Below are 20097 nucleotides of genomic sequence, written 5' to 3'. Positions count from 1 at the left end.
AAAGTAGTGTCAATTAGCCTAACTTTGGCAGTAACTTGACATACGTAGACATCTAAAACCTTGTCGAATCAGACATTGCTTTTGCATGATATTAACTTGACAGATTTCAGAGATTATATTGCCCAGTTATTAAAACAAACTAACACTTTAAGTGCCACCTGCAGAAGATAAGAGCATTTAGCATTCAGCTTTATTTGCTTTAATGTCTCAACTTCCTCAATCAAACGAGTGTGCAGTAAGTAGTATGATTTATGTGTAAATATCTTCATTGCCATTTGGCATCTGAATAATATTTCTAACTACGAGCTTATTTGTTAAGTTTTTAGGCTTCAAGCAAAGTTATTTAGCCACAAATCTTTATATTGATGAACTTACTGGAATGCTGCTGTTGCATTGCAGGCACACGTAGCATAAAGTTAACAAATTTTTAACTTTTGTTATCGATAAAATTAAGTTGTTTCTTTTTTAGCTCTTTAATTACTGAATATTGTTGAGTTTTATACTCATAGCATATTTATTTTTTAAAGTAAAGTATAAATTGAATGGACTTTAGCTAAATATATGATACAAATTATAAAATTCTTTTACTAGTATTCAAAATAACTAAGTAAAGCATTCAAGGTGAATTGGCTGTAAATTACTCAAAGGCTTTAATAAAAGAAGGGTGCTGCTTTTACATATCGTTTGATATTGTGCATAATTTGAGAATCTTGCCCTTTAAGTTCGCTATTTGATTTGAGCAATATACTTCCATTCTCGCTTCATCTGGAGAAATTTTTTCTCAAAAATGTTTATACTCTGCTGTCAGAGCTTTTCCCAAATCAAGCTAGTTTTTGCAACACAGCCAGAATTGCACCAACTCAGCATTTTTGCTCAGAAAGATAAAGTGATTTTTAATACCATTAAATAAAAATATGCAGGTTTTACAACCTGCATAAATTATAAATATCAGTATAATCACTAGATTATTTTTTAGTGGTTGTTAGGTAGCATAGTATACAATACCAAGTCTATACATTATTCACTATCAGGGAAATGTATGCGAATAAGCTCAAATTCTAATAATAACTTGGTTTATTACTGTGTTGCATAGTCTATATGCATATAACTAGGATATTGTAGAAGGTTGATTTATAAAGTAAATCTTAAGTCTGTAAATTGATTGAATAGAGTGTAATCCACTAGTTAAGGCAGCGAACCATACTGTTTGACCTGGCAGAATACAAATGATTTATTATGCTTGGACGTGTCCGATTAATTTTACGGAAATTTAATTTTTAATTTATAAATGGCTTCTAAAGCAAGAACTGCATATCCTTACATATCCTTATGTAAAAAGTTATTAAATTAACGACTATGGGAAAATAGAATCATGCCAATATTTGCTAAGAGACATACATGCTCAAAAATTGCAAACACACTTTTCCGGGTTTATGCTGAATACTGGCTGGATGCTGATTACAGCTGACTTGCAAATATAATTGAGAATTCAATAGTCAGAATATTGGTTAGCATCTGCTACACCCGGACTTTTGACTAGTGAATCAGAAATTTTCATGCTTGGCAGTGTATACAGTTCATGTGTGACTACTTAGAAGATTAGGGAAAAGTCAGGCAATGAAATACGAAAATGCGGTTTTGGATGACAAAGAACTTCAAGAAAATCTAAAACGAATTAATCCTAAGTTTGGTGATTTTGTAACTCGGGTAGCAGGTGAAGCTTGGGGGTTGCCGTTAATTGACCAAAAAACTAAGGCTCTTATAACGATCGCTGTTGATGTAGTCAATCAGGATCACGTAGGCCCGGGTAATCCTTTTGGAGCTCATGTTAATATGGCTCTTCAGCAAGGGGCGACTCGTGAGGAAATTGAAGAGCTGCTATTGTTCTTGTGTGTTTATGCAGGTTTCAATAAGGTGGCTGGCTGTTTTGGCGCTCTCAGTGAAGTATTGAATACATCTTCATAAAATATTTTTTATATTTTCCGAAATCAGCAAATACCGAGGTGTATTGCAAGATAGTGACTGAGAGAGAAATATGCAGAGATCGAGAAGACATTATTAGCTTGATATCACCCTTATAAAAAATCGTAATTCCTTGATTCATGAAAGGAAAGACGATAGTGCAAATGAGGAATCTGCAAAGGTTTCAAAAGTTTAAGGGTCTAGCAAATATAGTGCCTTCATTAGGATAATGCCAAAAAAAACCAGATCAAACGTTTGTAAATTTGAGGATCATAGGAAATAGTGTTTCTTTAGATCCATCTAAGGTAGCGATCGCCACTAGTCGGTCTCTACCCAAAAACAGAAGAATCTCTTGATATTGATCAGTGGTGATAGTTGTAGCTAAATACTAGCCACTTCCATCAAGAATTTGATGTTTTTCAGGTAAATAATCTTTTCTGAAGCTTCTACGTTATGTAGCGGTTGGAATCAAAAACCTTAGTTTTAGCTAAAAGTTAAGCTTGTATTTACCCAAAATGACATAACTAGAGTGTTACATCAAGGGAGATTAATATAGTGTGGGCAAAGGACAGCAAGCATGGTTTCAACAATAAATAAGGCAACAAAGGTTGATTATTCAGCACGGGATCATAAAGGCAAAGTAGCCTTCTACGTCCTCTTGTGGAAACGCCAAGGAATCTCCTTAGAACTTTTTGACGACTATTGGAGAGATGTACATGGCCCAGTCTGTGCCAGACTACCTGGTCAGTATCAATACTGGCAGTTTCATGTGGCGCATAACGAAGGGGGTCTGTGGCCGGAAATCGCAGGTTTAGATTATAAATGGGACACAGAAGATAACTTTGATGGCATTGCAGAATTAACCTTCGAGAGTGAAGCAGACCGCGAAACATGGTTCAAAGCGTCAGCTATTTTGATGGATGACGAACACAATTTGTTCCGCAAAGCGATAGGCTACAACACCAGTCCGGGTAATTCCATCACCTATGTAGACCGGATTCCCACAGGCGACCCCAACGGTGAAGTTGGAGCCATCAAATTCCATGTGCTGGTCAAAAAAGCTGATGGCGTTAGTGATGAAGCTTTTCGTCGTTATTTAACTGAGACTTTTGCTCCGGTTTTCAGCAGCAGTGATTCGCTACTCAAATTGCGTTTGCATCTATTTGAAGAAGTAGACAATTCTCGTCCAGATGCAGCCGGAGTCAGCCACTACGAGCCACCAGCCAAGCAATATCATGCGGCTTATGAAATTGCTTTTGCAAATCATCTAGAAAGAGAGAAGTTTTTTGCTTCTTCTGAGTATGCGATCGCTACTAAAGATGCCGCAAAATACATCAAACAAATCCAACCCTTTCCCGAAAGAAACGCTTACACCTTTGTATACAACTCTCAGATGACCTTAGCTGGTCAACGGAGTTCCTCAGTAGCAGGACTGATCACAGAAATTGGCGCAGTTAATCAGATTAAGGAGGATATAGAATCTCTCATGCTCAATTACAATCTCTTCGCCCCACAAACCAATGGCCATGCTTCTGCTCAAACAACTCAAAGCAAGCCAACATCAACGAAAAAACGCACCAATTATTACGAAGGTTTGTCAGCTGACTATTCACGTCCAGGGCTAGTTAGCTCCTATGTGGCGAAGAAACTGATCGAGGATGCTGAAAAAATTATCACCCTCAAAGAACCAAAGTTGCCGGAAATTGGCCCTAACTACACTCTCGAACAAATTGAAAGAGAAAACAGAGAGTGGTGGCCTACTCATTGTGAAGCATTGAGACAAGGACGAGGCGATATCTTGACAGGAGAATATCGTGACGATCTAGTTTATTTGTGCCAGGATGGCCCCTACCGCGGCTTAGAACAACAAAAAGAAAGAGAAAAGCACTGGTGGGCATTGATTGCTCAACCAGGAGTCACTATGTGCTGGCCCATCGTCATGTTTTATGGTGAACATACTTACTTCGAGTGGAAGTGTGTGGATGATGAAACAAACGAAACTCTAGCCAAAGGTAATGTCACATGGGTGCGCCGTGGACACCGAGGTGCCTGCTATCTGAAAACAGAGCAGCTTACCTTCTACCGTGATGTTTATGCTCCTAACGAACTACTGACATTGATCACCACAGCCTGAGATGACACAGGAGATAGCACATAAAAATGCCGTCCTAGATGATCAAGAACTGCAAAAGAATTTAAAACAAATCAATCCCAAATTTGGTGACTTTGTAATTCGGGTAGCAGGTGAAGCTTGGGGTTTGCCGCTGATTGATCAAAAAACTAAGGCTTTGATTACCATTGCCATAGATGTAGTCAATCAAGACCATAGAGGTTCAGGCAACCCTTTCGCCGCCCATGTAAAGATGGCTCTCAAACAGGGAGCCACCCGCGATGAAATTGAAGAGCTGCTGCTGTTCCTATGCGTTTATGCGGGTTTTAATAAGGTCGCGGCTTGCTTCGGTACCCTGAATCAGATTTTTGACGATTTCAATTGCACGCCAAGGACAGCAGCAATGATTTCAGCAATTCCAGATTCAAAACAAGTTGATTATTCCGCACGGGATCGTAAAGGCAAAGTAGCCTTCTACGTCCTCTTGTGGAAACGAGAGGGTATTTCCCTAGAGCTTTTTGATAGTTATTGGAAAGATGTACATGGCCCAGTCTGTGCCAGACTACCTGGTCAGTATCAATACTGGCAGTTTCATGTGGCGCATAACGAAGGGGGTCTGTGGCCGGAAATCGCAGGTTTAGATTATAAATGGGACACAGAAGATAACTTTGATGGCATTGCAGAATTAACCTTCGAGAGTGAAGCAGACCGCGAAACATGGTTCAAAGCGTCAGCTATTTTGATGGATGACGAACACAATTTGTTCCGCAAAGCGATAGGCTACAACACCAGTCCGGGTAATTCCATCACCTATGTAGACCGGATTCCCACAGGCGACCCCAACGGTGAAGTTGGAGCCATCAAATTCCATGTGCTGGTCAAAAAAGCTGATGGCGTTAGTGATGAAGCTTTTCGTCGTTATTTAACTGAGACTTTTGCTCCGGTTTTCAGCAGCAGTGATTCGCTACTCAAATTGCGTTTGCATCTATTTGAAGAAGTAGACAATTCTCGTCCAGATGCAGCCGGAGTCAGCCACTACGAGCCACCAGCCAAGCAATATCATGCGGCTTATGAAATTGCTTTTGCAAATCATCTAGAAAGAGAGAAGTTTTTTGCTTCTTCTGAGTATGCGATCGCTACTAAAGATGCCGCAAAATACATCAAACAAATCCAACCTTTTCCCGAAAGAGCCAGTTATACCTTTGTTTACGATGGCAAACTTACTTTAGCTGGTCAACGTAGTGCCAAGGTAGCGTCGCTGATTCAAAGTGTAGGAGCCACTAATCAATTAAAACAGGACATAGTATCTCTTATGAACGGACAGATAGCGTCGCTGATTCAAAATGTAGGAGCCAGCAATCAACACCAAGAGGACGTAGTATCTCTTATGCCTAGCCAGGTAAATGGAAAATCTAGCAGTTTAGGTCATTATCTCCAAGGTTTGCAACACGTAGGCATAACTGTCAATGATATGACAAAATCTCTAGAATTTTACGTTGACGTGTTGGGTGGCAAACCAGCAATAGGCGGGGATGGATTTATTGGTGATGAGTTGCACAATCTCCTATTCCAAAAAGAGGATTTGGAAGCATGGAAGCAAGGTTTAAATCCCAAAACCATAGGTGTGCCTAACATCAGAGACGGTTCCCAAGAAGCGTTGGATGTTAGATTCATTTCCTTTGGTAACACTTGTGTTGAACTCATCCATTTTAGAGATGCTCATTTAGACTATAAAGCACCCAATTGTATTGGCAAGATTCCTTCTGGTATTGGTTTTGTCAACGCGCCACACCTTTCTTTTCATGTAAAAGATAATGTGGATCTTGATCAGTTCGCCAAAATGTTAGAAGATGAATGTCAAAAACGCGGACTGACTAACGTAGTTGCTAACCGAATTATTCATATTGATTCGGAAACTGCCAGAAAAAATTCTCCCGAAAAATATGCCAAATTAGACTTGATTGGGGATTTTGATGGCTGGTTATTATTTTACTGTAAAGGCCCAAGTGGGGAACAGTTAGAATTCAACCAAGTTAAAAGGAAAGCTAAAGAAAAATTTAGCTTTGCTCAAAAAGAATATAACCTCAGCAACGGCACAAATTACTGGTTTTACAATAATGTCGCCCCTACAAACACCAATAATAATCACCGTTTGTATGGCAGCTTCAGTTCTGCTGTGAATGCTCCAGCAGAAAAAATTTGGCAAGTTTGGTTAGACCAAGCTTACACCGAGAAATTTAACATTTTAGAACGTTACAGTGATGGGGTTTTACGCGAAGTCAAAATGCCAGGCATGGAGATGAAGCAAAGAATTACTATTGATCAACAAGCGAATACTGTAACGATTAATGTTGTAGATCACCCCCTATTTACAGGTCGGTTTATCAATTATCTCTATCCACCTCAAGAGCCAAGTACTTTACCGATAGTGACTTACACTATTGATTTGCAACCCATCAATGCAACTTCACTAGAGCATAAAGATGCCCAAGGATTTATTGAGGCAGCTAAACCGGAAAATGTGAAACAGGCGGTGTATCAGCTTAAAGCAGCTGTTGAAAATGGCATAAATACAAATAAGGAGGAAAAATCCGTGACCCAATCAATCACACGTCCTGGTACTAAGTCTGAAATTGTCAGACGGATGTTTGAAGCTGGTGAATCGATGAATGTGGACAACTTCGTCAAATTCTACACTGATGATGCCCACTATCAATTTAGTAACTTCCCAGTTGCCTACGGCCCTCAAGGAATTAAAGAAACCTCTGTTGGCTTCTTGCAAAAAGTTGCTAAAGTTTACCACCACATCACCAACATCTGGGAACAGGGCGACACAGTTATCTGTGAAATGGAAGTTACCTATATTCGTCATGATGGTAAAGTTTTCAGACTTCCCTGTTGTGATACTATCGTTTTCAAAGGCGATAAAGTCCAAGAGTTAAGAATTTACATGGACATCAGTCCAGTATTCCAAACAGAAGAAGTCAAACCCCAAGCTTCTCTACCTAGCGGTGCTTTGCTAGAAAGAATTGGCAAAATGTATGAGGCATTGCACGCGGAAAATTGGGATGAATTTATGAGCTTCTTCACACCCAACCTACTCTACAAAGTTGGCGCTAACGAGCCTGTGATCGGGCCAGAAGCTTGTCGTGACTTTTTGGTTAATATCTACAAAGTCCTGAAACTCACAACTCATAATGCTCGTGGCACTTGGGAAGTTGGTAATACCGTGATTTTGGAAATGGATGCTAACTACGTCAACAAAGTTGACAAACGGTTTATCCAAGTTCCTTGTACTGATATCTATCGCTTTGAAGGCGATCGCATCTATGAATGGCGGGTATACCCAGATCCTTCTCAGCTGAATCTCAAATTCTAAAAGCATCTGCTGCAAAAATAGATGGTGAATCTATTCATTTGCGTTTTAGATAGAGTAAAAATAAATTGAACTGCCAAAATATAAACAGTTCAGCAGAGGCGAGTTTAAATTAGCTGTTTGAGTATCTATAATTTGATAAACTCCCTCTGCCTTTACTCACAAATTAAAACAAAAAATCAACGGTAACTGATCATGACAAAAGAATTTAAAGGAAAAATTGGTGTACTTATTGAAGAACATTTTGATGCCACAGAATTTCGTCGCTTCAATGAGTACTTCCCTGAACAGGGCTATGAAGTAGAGTACATTTCTCATCTGTGGGGCAATAAAGAGCTACATTTCGGGTCTAACCCCGAAAATGACCAAATAGAATATCACGTTACAGTTACCACCGAAGTCAATGACATTGACCCTGCTGACTACAAAGGTATTATTTGCATTGGTGCCTATGCTATGGATCGCCTGAGATATCAGGTAAATGTTAAGAAGGGTCAAAAAAATCAAGCTCCAGCAGTTGCCTTTCTTCGGCAAGCTATAAACACAGATAATGTCAAATTAGGAACAATTTGCCATAGTTTGTGGCTTTTCTGTGCCGATCCAGATTTGATTAAAGGTAAAAAAGTAACTTGTGCCCATAACATCATTTGTGATGTCGAGAATGCAGGTGCAGACGTTGTTTATGACAACGATGTTACTGCTGATTTAGTTATAGATGGCAATCTGATTACAGGGAAGCATCCTGGAGTGGTAGACGAATTCATGGAAACCTTTGTGAAAGAAATTGAGAAAACTAGCTCTCGAAATCAGGAATTGGCTCAAAAAATCTGAGGCTTGTATTGCGAAGATTAGTCATGCAGAGCGGTTGTGTTGCAACACAACCGTACTCAAATCTACTCTTGGGAAATAATTTAAGCTTGACTTTTTCCTAATACGTCTAGAACAACTGCTGTCAAACAAGCACAAGCAACCAGTGTAATTAAAACTACAGCAGGTACACTGGCACCAGCAATAGTCAGGAACAAAACAAACCCTCCTGCTCCCAGACGATAAGCACTCAAAATCCTACCTTTGCGATTTTTCTCCAGAATACAGGTCGTTAAGTTAATCACGCCTAAAACCATTAAGCACAGTGTCACAGCACCACAAAAAAGCCAGCGGTCTTTTTCTGGTAGTACATTCGTTGCATTTATGGAAATCACATGCTCAACTCCTACTCCTGTTGCCGCCAAACCAATAGCTAGAAGGAGGTGAGAATATAGCCAAGTGAGAAATATATTAATTCTACCAGCCTTCATAGTCTCTAGTGGTGATCCATCGACGCTATCGAAGTAAAGCCACCAGAAGCTGAAAGCAATGCTCATACCTAACAAAGCGATCGCAGTAGATGACATCACCCATTCCTTTTGAGCTCCACCCCTAACTACAGCGGCAACAGACTCACCTAAAACGATCATGGTAAAAAGTCCAAGTCGCTCTGGCATATGGGAAATATCTGGTGTGATCTCAGTAGCTAAATGGCCTGTACCTAAAGGAGTTATAAACTCTAAAATCAACCCCAGTACCCAAAGTCCAAACCGCCAAGGAGGAGGTATAAAAAGTGAGAATAACCAACAACCAGCACCCAGGCTAAAACCCCAAACATACCGATTGAGTAGCGGACGGGCTATTGGAACATGATATTTAGCTATAAGAAATTGAATAATGAGAATACTGCGAGCGCCTACATAAGCAATTGCAAAACCAACAGAAGATGTACTGAGACCGTGATGTACATTTACTGCTAAAGCAGCAATCATCATCATTTGTATGAGGGTTAACAGGCGATCGCTAAGATCATCAGTATCAAACAATGTGGCGTAAAAAGTGGCACCTAGCCAACAAGACCAAATTGGTATAAAAAGGGCAATAAAACCAAGGATGCCTGCAACAGAAATATCTTTGCTCAAATTGTGAGACAATTCAGCGATCGCCACCACAAATGTTAGATCATAAAAAAGCTCTAGCCAGGTAGCACGTCTTTCTTCTCCATGAGCCTCGCCAATACGCAATCTTGGCGGCTGCCATAATTTTTTGTTCATTATAACGGTAATATCAACTACTCATGAAACATTATTTTACGAGTTTCGCGCAGTATTAAGGTGTGGATTTTGCATAATCCATGTCTCATCTACCCACAAAAAACCTTAGTTCGTTTAAAATATTGTCTGCATAAATTTTCTAAATTCAGATGTATATATATCAAGCTGCTCTTTCCGAATATAGGAGTTATAGATATCAAGCTAATCTGACTTCAGCACTTTTACGAGACTGACTTGAATTTTTGCTACACAATAATCCCAAAATCAGGTAGAATGTCTCATGTCCTTAGGATACCTTCGTCAATACATTTTTGAGAGTTATCCTTGATATTGCTTATTATCAAAACACCTAAAGTGTTCAAAGCGATAGAAACAGCAATGCCATCGCCCATTATTAAATAAAGTTACGTTGGTTAATTAGTTTCATCCTCCAAGATAGGGGATAGCAGTGCTAGATCTTCACTACTTCAAGCACTATTACAAACAGTTACTCCGACGTTGCGATCAGTAATAAACCTGCGAAATTGGACTAAATGGGCTACAAAAGTCGAGATTAAGAATTAGCAACAATACTAACCTTTTGTTTTTGTAACAACAAAGATGAACAAGCAAAGCTTCTCTTTCTCAGACACGATCACTGGCTACGTCACCAACTTTGACACTAGTGAGAAATCCTTTGGCATCAAAACATCAGACGAGCGGGAATATAAAGCATACCTCACGCCGACTGTGTATGCCAGAATCGCTCAAAACCTAGAAGAGCCATACAGAGATTGCACAGGCGAGATTGAACAACTGCTAACTCCTGGCCAGCACGTATTTGCCTACGGTATTTTTTATCCTCAGGGAGATGGACACAAATTTGAAGTTAAGTCCTTAGTGTTCCCTAGCGATAGCCCCGGTACGTATCGGCACGAAGAACCAGACTGGTGGGTTAAGCAAATACGCTCCATTGCTGATAGCTACCTGAGGTGGCAGTTTGGCTATCCTGAAAAAGAGATTAATTACCAGGAATACCGTACTTATTTGCATCTTGCTGGTAGTAAAAAGCGCGACGACTTTTTGCAAGAAACTGATACTATTTCTCGTCTCGTCTATGGTTTTGCTTCAGCTTATCTGCTGACAGGCGAAGACCGCTTTCTTGAAGGAGCAGAAAGAGGCACAGAGTACCTGCGCGAACACATGCGCTTCTACGACCCCGACGAAAACCTCATCTACTGGTATCACGGAATTCAAGTTACCGGACGTCGGGAACAAAAGTTGCTCACCTCTGAGTTTGGTGATGACTACGATGCTATCCCTGCCTACGAACAGATTTACGCCTTAGCTGGCCCCATTCAGACCTACCGGATTACAGGTGATCCTCGCATCCTTAAAGATGCGGAAATGACCGTCGATTTGTTCGACAAATTCTACTTGGACAAAGAAGGTGGTGGCTATTTCTCTCATATCGACCCAATCACCCTTGACCCTCGTGCCGAGTCTTTAGGTCGTAACCGCGCCCGCAAAAACTGGAACTCTGTTGGTGACCATGCTCCTGCTTATCTGATTAATCTGTGGTTGGCAACAGGAGACAAAAAATACGCTGACTTCCTAGAATATACATTTGACACGATCGCCAAATACTTCCCCGACTATGATAACAGCCCCTTTGTCCAAGAGAAGTTCTTTGAAGACTGGAGCCACGACCAAACATGGGGTTGGCAGCAAAACCGCGCCGTCGTTGGTCATAACCTGAAAATTGCTTGGAACTTGATGCGGATGAATTCCCTCAAGCCTAAAGATGAGTACGTACAGTTAGCAGAAAAAATTGGCTACTTAATGCCCAAAGTTGGTAGCGACCAACAAAGAGGCGGCTGGTACGACGTAGTAGAACGCGTCCTGGGTGAAGGAGAAGAACAGCATCGTTTTGTCTGGCACGATCGCAAAGCTTGGTGGCAGCAAGAGCAGGCTATCCTTGCCTACATGATCCTGCACGGTATTCTCAATAAGCCGGAATACGAACGCCAGGCCCGCGAAGCCGCAGCCTTCTATAATGCCTTCTTCCTAGATCATGATGACGGTGCGGTTTACTTCAATGTCTTAGCGAACGGATTGCCCTACTTGTTGGGTAACGAACGCTTCAAGGGTTCTCACTCCATGAGTGCCTACCACTCAACGGAACTGTGCTATTTGGCAGCAGTCTACACCAATCTGCTGATTACCAAGCAACCAATGGACTTCTACTTTAAGCCCCAACCAGGTGCGTTCAAGGACAACATCCTGCGGGTACAACCAGATATCCTGCCTCCTGGTAGCATCAAGATTGGTGCTTGCTGGGTCGACGAACAACCCTACAACAATTTTGACGCTGATGCTTTGACGGTAAAATTACCAGACACCAAAGCCCAAGTTAAAGTCAAAGTTCAAATTGTCCCTAACGCGTAGTCTGCTTGAAGAAATCACTATGGATATCATTATCAAGACACTACAAGTAACTGCACTCAGCACTGCCCAAAGTGATACTGCTCCAGCAGTACACGAGCAAGTGACTGTAGTAGAACTAGATGGCGATGTGGATGGCAAAACTGCTCCTGAAGTTCAAGCTCAAGTTTTACCCTTAGTTCAACCAGGTAGCAAAATCCTGCTAGATTTGACAAACGTGCCTTATATGTCCAGTGCAGGTTTACGGACATTGCTATTGCTACATCGGCAGTTTCTTGGTAAAGAAGGACAGCTTGTACTGGTAGGAGTTGCCGAAGAAATTCAAGATACTATGTCTATCACTGGGTTTCTCAACTTTTTTACTATTTGCGAAACCTTGGATTCAGGCTTAGAATCTCTCAATCTCAAGGTACACGCTTTACCTGCCTAAATAAAAACCAGGGGGAGTAAGTCAAGGCTTACTTCCCCACCCAGGACAAACGCATCTTAGTTTTTGCAATGCACAATTTATCAAGGTTTCATACTATTTAGCATTTATGTAAACCTGGCTAGAAAAGTCATCCAGAATTTAGATGCGTTTGCTCAACTCCCTACTCCTGTTGTCTTAGCACTCACTACCGAAGAAAATGGAGCGCATCGACATTCATCCAACCCATACCCACGAAGGCTTTAAGCTACGTCGGGGTAGGCCTTTTCCTTTTGGTGCCACGCTAGTGCCAGGAGGGGTTAATTTTTCAATATTTTCCAGTCACGCCAAATCCTGTTCTCTGGTGTTGTTTAAAAAGCATCAGCCAGAACCAATGGCAGAAATTCCCTTTCCAGACGAGTTCCGGATTGGGAATGTTTTTTGCATGATAGTTTTTGATCTCGATTACGAAGACATCGAATATGGCTATCGCATGGATGGCCCATTCGACCCGAAAGCAGGCCACTGGTTTGACAAGAGCAAAATCCTCCTAGACCCTTATGCCAAAGTGATTGGGGGACGAGATGTTTGGGGCGTCACGCCAGACTGGAGTGACATATACCATCATCGTGGTCGTATCGTCTTTGACGACTTTGACTGGGAATCAGACCGTCCTCTGGAAATTCCCCCAGAAGACTTGATTATCTATGAAATGCATGTCCGCAGCTTTACCCGGCATCCATCCTCTGGGGTGAAGCATCCTGGAACATTTGCAGCCATTAGAGAAAAAATTCCTTACCTCAAAGAGTTGGGTGTCAACTCCATAGAACTCATGCCTGTGTATGAGTTTGACGAGTTTGAAAATTCTCGTCCCAATCCTCAGACAGGTGAAATGCTGCTGAACTATTGGGGCTACAGCACTGTTGGTTTTTTCGCACCCAAAGCGGGGTATGCAGCAACCGGCAAGCTGGGAATGCAAGTGGATGAGTTGAAAGCACTCGTCAAGGAGCTCCATGCCAATGGAATTGAAGTAATTCTAGATGTAGTCTTTAACCATACTGCTGAAGGAAATGAGTATGGCCCGACGATCTCCTTTCGGGGAATCGACAACAAGACTTACTATATGCTGACTCCCGACGGCTACTACTATAACTTCAGTGGCTGCGGCAACACTCTCAATTGCAATAACCCGATTGTTCGCAATATTGTACTTGATTGTCTACGCTACTGGGCATCAGAGTATCACATCGACGGCTTCCGCTTTGATTTGGCATCAATTCTAGGTCGTGATCCTTGGGGTGCGCCACTAGCAAATCCGCCATTACTGGAAACCCTAGCCTTTGACCCCATTCTTGCTAAATGTAAGTTGATTGCAGAAGCTTGGGATGCAGGCGGTTTGTACCAAGTAGGTTCTTTTCCTGCCTTTGGTCGTTGGGCTGAGTGGAATGGTAAGTACCGTGATGGTATTCGGAAATTTCTTAAAGGCGAACCTGGTCGAGTCGGAGATATGGCACAACGGCTCCAAGGTTCTCCCGACCTTTATGCTTGGGCAGGACGCGCACCTGCTACCTCGATTAATTTTATCACTGCCCATGATGGTTTTACTCTTGCTGACCTGGTTTCGTATAACGGCAAGCATAACGAAGCCAACGGGGAAAACAACAACGACGGCACCAACGATAACGACAGTTGGAATTGTGGGGCAGAGGGATGGACAGAAGATTCTGGTATTAATGCCTTACGGCTAAGGCAGATGAAGAATGCGATCGCCATGCTACTCGTTAGCCAAGGCGTACCCATGATACTCATGGGTGATGAAGTCGGCCGCAGTCAGCAAGGCAATAACAACACCTACTGCCACGACAACGAACTCAACTGGCTAGATTGGAATTTATTAAAGTCAAATGCTAGTCTATTGCAATTTGCCAAGCACTGCATCGCTTTCCGCAGAGCGCATCCCGCATTAAGAAACCACTGGCATTTCCAAAATCGAGATTATGTTGGTAGTGGCTATGCTGATATTACCTGGCACGGTACCCAAGCTTGGAATGCAGACTGGTCTGACTCCAACCGTACCCTTGCCTTTATGCTCTGCGGCAAACATGCTAAGGGAGGCACAGTCAACGATAACTATATCTACGTTGCTATGAATATGCACTGGGAAGCCCACTGGTTTGAGATTCCCAAGCCACCAGAAGGCTTACAGTGGCATATCTTTGCCAATACAGGCGCTTCCCCAACAGAAACCAGCTGGGAACCAGAAAAGGAGCCTTTATTGGAGAATCAGCATGGAATATTGCTGGGCGATCGCTCAGTCGTCATTCTTGTCGGAAAATAATTCTTTGTCCTTTGTTATTTATTGTCAAAAAAGAACAATTAAAAATAAATGACAAAAGACTAATTACAAGCTAAAACTTTATACACGGAGGATCAGACCATGGCTTTTAGTGCAACTCTAGAAATTGCAGGCGATACCGCTAAAATCACCCTAACTGGAGAACTAGATGCAAGCTCTGCACCTATTTTTAGGGTAGAAGTGGAGAATGCCGCTAAAGCAGGAGTTAAGCGTTTAGTATTGTTATTGCAAGACCTAGAATATATCTCTAGTGCCGGTCTGCGAGTACTAATTTTCGCTAAACAAAAGATGGGCGCGAATGCTGATATTTACGTAGTCGCTGCTCAAGAAATGGTTGTGGACACATTGGAGAAAACAGGTTTCAGCGAAAGTGTGATTATGGTAGATGAGTATGACGCTGCCTAGTTATTAAGAATTGGGGATGAGGAAGAGGTATCAATTATGAAAAATATCATTCAAGTTTAACTTTTCCTACATCCTTAATTTTTTTCAAAGAAACTGAGAACGGCTCCGATTAGCTACTGCGATAGAAATTTTATGGATACTCAAAAACCATTAAGGGAAGAACGGTATTACGAAGAACTGGAGTCGTTACGCCAAGAAGTAGTTGCACTTAGAAATGCAAAAGCTGCTTTTGAGGCCCAAAGAGAACTGCTTGCAAAAGTAGTAGCAATGGCTCGTTCTCCTGAACAGGAGGAAGTGCTAAAAATTACTTTGGAAGAAGCATTACATGTCTGCTGCAAACTAACAGGAGCAGAAACAGGTAGTTTATTTTTGCTTAATAGCCAAGGTGTAGTCACCGATAGTATTTTAACTCAACGAAATACAGAACAAGATACCCGCTCTCGTTTAATTGGTAGCGTTTTAGACAATGGACTAGCAGGTTGGGTGAATCGTCACCGAAAGATCGGATTGATCGCCGATACTATGAACGATGAACGCTGGTTGCAGTTGCCTAATCAGCCTTACACAGTGCGATCTGCATTAGCTGTCCCTATTCTCCGAGATGAAGATTTACTAGGCATCCTTACTCTATTGCATTGTGAACCTCATCGCTTTAGCTGGGAAATAGCCAACTTGATGCAAAAAACAGCTAATGAGATAGCTTTGGTTCTCGAAAATGCTGAATTATATGGAAAATTAGAGGAATCATACCACTTTCTCGACCAGGCTAAACAAGAGATAGAAGCTTATTCAAAAGCTCTAGACTACGAGTTGGAAAAGGGTAGGCAAATTCAGAGAGACTTTCTACCAGAGGAACTGCCAAAACTTCCTGATTGGGAGATTGCAGCTTGCTTCTACCCTGCTCGTCAGGTTGCAGGCGATTTCTATGATTCTTTCATGCTTCCCGGTGGATATGTGGGGCTGGTAATTGCAGATGTGTGCGACAAGGGTGTAGGTGCAGCCCTGTTTATGGCTTTGTTCCGCAGTTTAATTCGGATCTTCTCTGGGCAAAGTCATTTGTGTGACTTATCCATTATTGGCGATGAAGAAGTGTTGGCAGGCTTGAACGAGTTGGATATGGCCAATCATCAAGAGCAGGTCAACGCCTTAAAAGCAGTAGGATTGATCAATAACTATATTGCTCAACAACATGCACAGATGAGCATGTTCGCTACCCTTTTCTTCGGTATACTAGACCCTAATAGTGGTATTATAGATTACGTCAATGGTGGGCATGAACCGCTATTTGTGATCGGCCCAGAAGGTGTAAAAGCTACTCTCAAGCCTACAGGGCCAGCGGTAGGGATGATGGCTAATATGAAATTTAAGGTTAAGCAGGTGCAACTTGCTCCAGGCGACATTTTGCTTGGCTATACAGACGGTGTAACAGAAGCCCGCGACCCTAATCGCAAGTTATTTAGCAGTGAGCGATTATTGTCTCTATTTGAACCGCCACCAGCTTCAGCCAGTCAACTTTTAGAGTGGATCAAGACTAACTTGTTTGCCTATATGGATAACGCTCCTCAGTTCGATGATATTACTATGCTGGCCGTGCAGCGAGAGAAACTTTAGTAAGAATTCACCACTCTTCACTACACTTTTTAGACAAATTTATTACTGGTATCGGTGAGATAGTTTATGGAACCTTTAACGGTCTCTGGTACACTTGACTCTTTGAGCGAGATCGCAACTTATGTCATGGAAGCAGCGAAGGCTGCTGGTTTGGACAAAAAAACTTCTTACAAACTTCGGCTGGCAGTAGATGAAATCGCAACCAACATTATTGTACATGGTTATGAAGAAGCTGGCCGCGAGGGTTTAGTGGTCTGCCAAGCAATACTTGCAGATGAATCATTAACGATTACTCTTGAAGACACAGGTGAACAATACGACCCTACAAAACAAGCCCTGCCAAATGATATGGACTTGCCTATGGAGCAACGCCAGATTGGGGGACTAGGTGTTTACCTGACTATTCAAGGTGTTGACAAGTTTATCTACGAAAGAATAGGAGAACGTAATCGTAATATATTTGTAGTCAATCGGAATCATCCTGCGACTAGTGGAACAGTGCACAGTTCCACTTCTAAATAATGCTAATAAAAAATATCCCATCGTTATTTTTGCACTGACCTCTCATCTCTTGCTGCGATCGCTTGAGAACTCTTTTATCTTGCTAAACTCGCGTAAAGCCTTGCCATCCCCTGCGGTTCATGGCTGTACTTTCCGCTGTGCAAAGGGTGATACGTTTCGTTATACAAACAGAGGCTATTGGGATTTTTCATTACAAACTGCATCATCTGTCGATGCGGTTCACCTCGGAAGAACTGTTTGAGATCATGTTCTGAACGCCAGTAACTAACCATAATTACTTCGTTGGCTGCACAAATAGCAGCTTTCACTTGCACACACCCTTGAGCCTGAGTAGTTGCATTCTTGATCCACAGCAGATTTTTCCACATCCAGAAAAATCCTACGCGATCGCGTGCCAAAAAGCCGTTGATAAAGACAACCGCCTCCGGGCGTTCTGGCAAATTAATTTGGTAAACGGAATAATTCATTGCACTTACCCCTTCAGATTCCTTTCTAGTATTGTTTCTTGTCAGCGTTATACTCAATAAGTAGATTATTCATTTAATTGAATATGCGATTTAGTTTATACTAAATTTAGTGAATATGTCAACTCATAGCCCATGTCTCTTACCTATGCCATTCTGTCGGTTTTGATCAGCGCCCCCAGCAGCGGCTATGATCTTGCCAAGCGATTCAATCCTTCGGTAGAAGGTTCGGTTGGTTTTTTCTGGAGCGCCAGCTTCCAACAGATTTACCGAGAATTGAACCGCTTAGAAGAAAAGGAATGGCTGCAAGCTGAATCTGTGCAACAAGAGAATCGACCCGACAAACGAATTTATGCAGTGACAGCATTGGGTAAACAACAGCTGTGTCAGTGGATTGCTGAGCCGGAGGAGATAGCACCAATCAAGGATGATTTGCTCGTGAAACTCTATGCGGGGCATCTGATGTCTGGACAGACGCTGGTGGCAAAGCTGGAAGCGCATCGTCAGCAACATCAGCAGCGATTAGCGATTTATCAAGAAATTCAGAGCCAGCACTTCCAGAATCCGCAAGCGTTGTCGAAAACCCTACAGTTTCAATACATGACGTTGTTGCGCGGAATTCACTACGAAACAGGCTGGTTGGCTTGGTGTGATGAAATCATGCCGTTGCTGAAATAGACACATCAGCAATGGCTAGATTGCTGAATTATGTTTCTACTAGAGACACATCAGGCGATCGCAGATAACTAGAAATTAGACGAAAAGCGATCGTCCTGCCTACACCCCTCCTCGCAGAAATGGATATGATAGAAAAGTCGATAAAACTTAAAAAATATTTATCAAATGCTGATTCACTCCTCTGGCTTGTCCAAGGTCAAAGACTCAGTAAAAGAAAAAATTTTCTTCGGTCATGAACCCAGTGCCGAGTTAATCGCAATTCTTACCGTCTACTTTGTCCAAGGCATCTTAGGGTTGGCGCGTCTAGCCGTCAGCTTTTTCCTTAAAGATGAATTACTACTGAGTCCAACACAGGTGTCGGCACTATTGGGAATAGTCGCCTTGCCTTGGATTATCAAGCCAGTGTTTGGTTTTATCTCCGATGGCTTGCCCATATTTGGCTACCGCAGGCGTCCATACCTGATTTTATCTGGGATATTGGGAACTGTGTCATGGGTGAGCCTCGCAACAATGGTTCATACAGCTTGGGCAGCTACCCTAGCGATCGCTCTCGGTTCACTCTCAGTTGCTGTCAGCGATGTCATAGTTGACTCCCTAGTTGTTGAGCGCGCCAGAGTAGAGTCGCAAGCGGATGCAGGTTCGCTCCAATCTCTTGCTTGGGGTGCTTCCGCAGTTGGAGGTTTAATTACAGCTTATTTTAGCGGCTGGTTGATAGAGCATTTTTCCACACGCACTGTATTTTGGATTACGGCTTTATTTCCCCTTTTAGTCTCAGCTGTGGCTTGGTTAATTGCCGAGTCACCTGTAAGCAAACAGACCCAAGATCATCAAAACAACTCTTTAACAATCAAGCATCAACTGGGACAACTGCGTAAAGCCGTTACCCAAAAAGCAATTTGGCTGCCGACAGCATTTGTCTTTATTTGGCAAGCCACCCCAACTGCTGACTCAGCTTTTTTCTTCTTCACCACCAACGAACTGCACTTTGCACCAGAATTTTTAGGGCGAGTGCGCCTGGTGACAAATCTTGCTTCTTTAGTTGGAATTTGGATTTTCCAACGTTTCCTGAAAACTGTGCCCTTTCGCGTCATCTTTGGTTGGAGTACTGTTCTATCAGCAGCTTTAGGGATGACAATGCTGCTATTAGTAACTCACACCAACCGGGCTTTGGGTATAGATGACCATTGGTTTAGTTTGGGTGATAGCCTAATCCTCACTGTGATGGGGCAAATTGCTTATATGCCAGTACTGGTGCTAGCAGCGAGACTTTGCCCTGCTGGAGTAGAAGCAACATTATTTGCCTTATTGATGTCAGTGTCAAATTTGGCAGGAATGGTTTCCTATGAATTTGGGGCATTAATCATGCATTGGCTAGGAATCACCGAAAATAACTTTGATTCGCTTTGGCTATTGGTGATAATTACTAACCTCAGCACACTATTACCACTGCCATTTCTTAGCTGGCTACCAGCAGCGCAAGAACAAACGGAGACATTAGCATTGCAACCAGCCTCAGCAATTAATGGAGAGCAACCGTTTGTGCCAGATTTGATATCTGAAGTTGATGCTGCAAGAACCCAAGCCAAAAGTATTTAAGTAACAAAGAATTATTTTGCATCAAGATTTAAAGATGAGGTGTATTCGCCACGCAAATTCTTGATCGGTTGAGGCTGACACGGTGAACTTTAATTTTCTTACTTTC

General features: G+C 42.1%; 14 protein-coding genes. 12 read left to right on the top strand and 2 right to left on the bottom strand.

What is annotated here, in order from left to right:
• Window positions 1-1617 precede the first annotated feature (1617 nt).
• The 4 genes from AC5JL8_RS22805 to AC5JL8_RS22790 all read left to right on the top strand — a co-directional run bounded on the left by AC5JL8_RS22805 (window position 1618) and on the right by AC5JL8_RS22790 (window position 8279).
• Window positions 1618-1965: a carboxymuconolactone decarboxylase family protein gene (locus tag AC5JL8_RS22805; protein ID WP_495881974.1), complete on the top strand. Its 348-nt coding sequence runs from the start codon at window positions 1618-1620 to the stop codon at window positions 1963-1965.
• A 574-nt stretch (window positions 1966-2539) separates the two neighbouring features.
• Window positions 2540-4096, top strand: a complete 1557-nt coding sequence (locus tag AC5JL8_RS22800; protein ID WP_495881973.1) for an EthD domain-containing protein — start codon at window positions 2540-2542, stop codon at window positions 4094-4096.
• A 1-nt stretch (window position 4097) separates the two neighbouring features.
• On the top strand, window positions 4098-7451 hold the full coding sequence (locus AC5JL8_RS22795; protein ID WP_495881972.1) for a nuclear transport factor 2 family protein: 3354 nt from the start codon (window positions 4098-4100) through the stop codon (window positions 7449-7451).
• A 192-nt stretch (window positions 7452-7643) separates the two neighbouring features.
• The gene (locus AC5JL8_RS22790) at window positions 7644-8279 is read left to right on the top strand and encodes a DJ-1/PfpI family protein (protein ID WP_495881971.1); all 636 of its coding nucleotides are present in this window, start codon (window positions 7644-7646) and stop codon (window positions 8277-8279) included.
• Between the two features lie 80 nt (window positions 8280-8359).
• Here the strand turns inward: AC5JL8_RS22790 and AC5JL8_RS22785 are convergent, their stop codons facing one another.
• Window positions 8360-9529 (bottom strand): low temperature requirement protein A, encoded by a 1170-nt coding sequence (locus tag AC5JL8_RS22785; RefSeq protein WP_495881970.1) that lies wholly within the window; start codon window positions 9527-9529, stop codon window positions 8360-8362.
• 600 nt (window positions 9530-10129) lie between these two features.
• On the opposite strand from AC5JL8_RS22785, the gene AC5JL8_RS22780 reads away from it, so the two are divergent.
• From AC5JL8_RS22780 to AC5JL8_RS22755, 6 genes are all read left to right on the top strand, one after another.
• Window positions 10130-11956: an AGE family epimerase/isomerase gene (locus AC5JL8_RS22780; RefSeq protein ID WP_495881969.1), complete on the top strand. Its 1827-nt coding sequence runs from the start codon at window positions 10130-10132 to the stop codon at window positions 11954-11956.
• A gap of 19 nt (window positions 11957-11975) precedes the next feature.
• Window positions 11976-12383 (top strand): anti-sigma factor antagonist, encoded by a 408-nt coding sequence (locus AC5JL8_RS22775; protein WP_495881968.1) that lies wholly within the window; start codon window positions 11976-11978, stop codon window positions 12381-12383.
• Window positions 12384-12579: 196 nt separating this feature from the next.
• A complete protein-coding gene (glgX, locus tag AC5JL8_RS22770) occupies window positions 12580-14697 on the top strand; it encodes a glycogen debranching protein GlgX (RefSeq protein WP_495881967.1) in 2118 nt (705 codons plus the stop codon).
• Between the two features lie 99 nt (window positions 14698-14796).
• Window positions 14797-15120, top strand: coding sequence for an anti-sigma factor antagonist (locus AC5JL8_RS22765; protein WP_495881966.1), 324 nt, complete (start codon window positions 14797-14799; stop codon window positions 15118-15120).
• 132 nt (window positions 15121-15252) lie between these two features.
• Window positions 15253-16731 (top strand): PP2C family protein-serine/threonine phosphatase, encoded by a 1479-nt coding sequence (locus tag AC5JL8_RS22760; RefSeq protein WP_495881965.1) that lies wholly within the window; start codon window positions 15253-15255, stop codon window positions 16729-16731.
• Between the two features lie 66 nt (window positions 16732-16797).
• Window positions 16798-17253 (top strand): ATP-binding protein, encoded by a 456-nt coding sequence (locus tag AC5JL8_RS22755; RefSeq protein WP_495881964.1) that lies wholly within the window; start codon window positions 16798-16800, stop codon window positions 17251-17253.
• 74 nt (window positions 17254-17327) lie between these two features.
• On the opposite strand, the gene AC5JL8_RS22750 is transcribed toward AC5JL8_RS22755, so the two are convergent.
• Window positions 17328-17720, bottom strand: a complete 393-nt coding sequence (locus AC5JL8_RS22750; RefSeq protein WP_495881963.1) for a monooxygenase family protein — start codon at window positions 17718-17720, stop codon at window positions 17328-17330.
• A 132-nt stretch (window positions 17721-17852) separates the two neighbouring features.
• Here AC5JL8_RS22750 and AC5JL8_RS22745 point away from each other — a divergent pair, with 132 nt between their 5' ends.
• Window positions 17853-18395, top strand: coding sequence for a PadR family transcriptional regulator (locus tag AC5JL8_RS22745; RefSeq protein ID WP_495881962.1), 543 nt, complete (start codon window positions 17853-17855; stop codon window positions 18393-18395).
• Between the two features lie 165 nt (window positions 18396-18560).
• Window positions 18561-19991 (top strand): folate/biopterin family MFS transporter, encoded by a 1431-nt coding sequence (locus tag AC5JL8_RS22740; protein WP_495881961.1) that lies wholly within the window; start codon window positions 18561-18563, stop codon window positions 19989-19991.
• The last annotated feature ends 106 nt before the right edge of the window (window positions 19992-20097 follow it).

Source organism: Mojavia sp. (assembly GCF_059505145.1).
The sequence above is the reverse complement of the archived record's forward strand: the minus strand, read 5'-3'. Positions and strand labels throughout refer to the sequence as shown.

Coding starts and splice junctions, on each gene's coding strand:
- AC5JL8_RS22805 (WP_495881974.1), top strand. CDS start 1,618: ATGAAATACGAAAATGCGGTTTTGGATGACAAAGAACTTCAAGAAAAT.
- AC5JL8_RS22785 (WP_495881970.1), bottom strand. CDS start 9,529: ATGAACAAAAAATTATGGCAGCCGCCAAGATTGCGTATTGGCGAGGCT.
- AC5JL8_RS22745 (WP_495881962.1), top strand. CDS start 17,853: ATGTCTCTTACCTATGCCATTCTGTCGGTTTTGATCAGCGCCCCCAGC.
- AC5JL8_RS22740 (WP_495881961.1), top strand. CDS start 18,561: ATGCTGATTCACTCCTCTGGCTTGTCCAAGGTCAAAGACTCAGTAAAA.
- AC5JL8_RS22795 (WP_495881972.1), top strand. CDS start 4,098: ATGACACAGGAGATAGCACATAAAAATGCCGTCCTAGATGATCAAGAA.
- AC5JL8_RS22800 (WP_495881973.1), top strand. CDS start 2,540: ATGGTTTCAACAATAAATAAGGCAACAAAGGTTGATTATTCAGCACGG.
- AC5JL8_RS22780 (WP_495881969.1), top strand. CDS start 10,130: ATGAACAAGCAAAGCTTCTCTTTCTCAGACACGATCACTGGCTACGTC.
- AC5JL8_RS22790 (WP_495881971.1), top strand. CDS start 7,644: ATGACAAAAGAATTTAAAGGAAAAATTGGTGTACTTATTGAAGAACAT.
- glgX (WP_495881967.1), top strand. CDS start 12,580: ATGGAGCGCATCGACATTCATCCAACCCATACCCACGAAGGCTTTAAG.
- AC5JL8_RS22765 (WP_495881966.1), top strand. CDS start 14,797: ATGGCTTTTAGTGCAACTCTAGAAATTGCAGGCGATACCGCTAAAATC.
- AC5JL8_RS22755 (WP_495881964.1), top strand. CDS start 16,798: ATGGAACCTTTAACGGTCTCTGGTACACTTGACTCTTTGAGCGAGATC.
- AC5JL8_RS22760 (WP_495881965.1), top strand. CDS start 15,253: ATGGATACTCAAAAACCATTAAGGGAAGAACGGTATTACGAAGAACTG.
- AC5JL8_RS22750 (WP_495881963.1), bottom strand. CDS start 17,720: ATGAATTATTCCGTTTACCAAATTAATTTGCCAGAACGCCCGGAGGCG.
- AC5JL8_RS22775 (WP_495881968.1), top strand. CDS start 11,976: ATGGATATCATTATCAAGACACTACAAGTAACTGCACTCAGCACTGCC.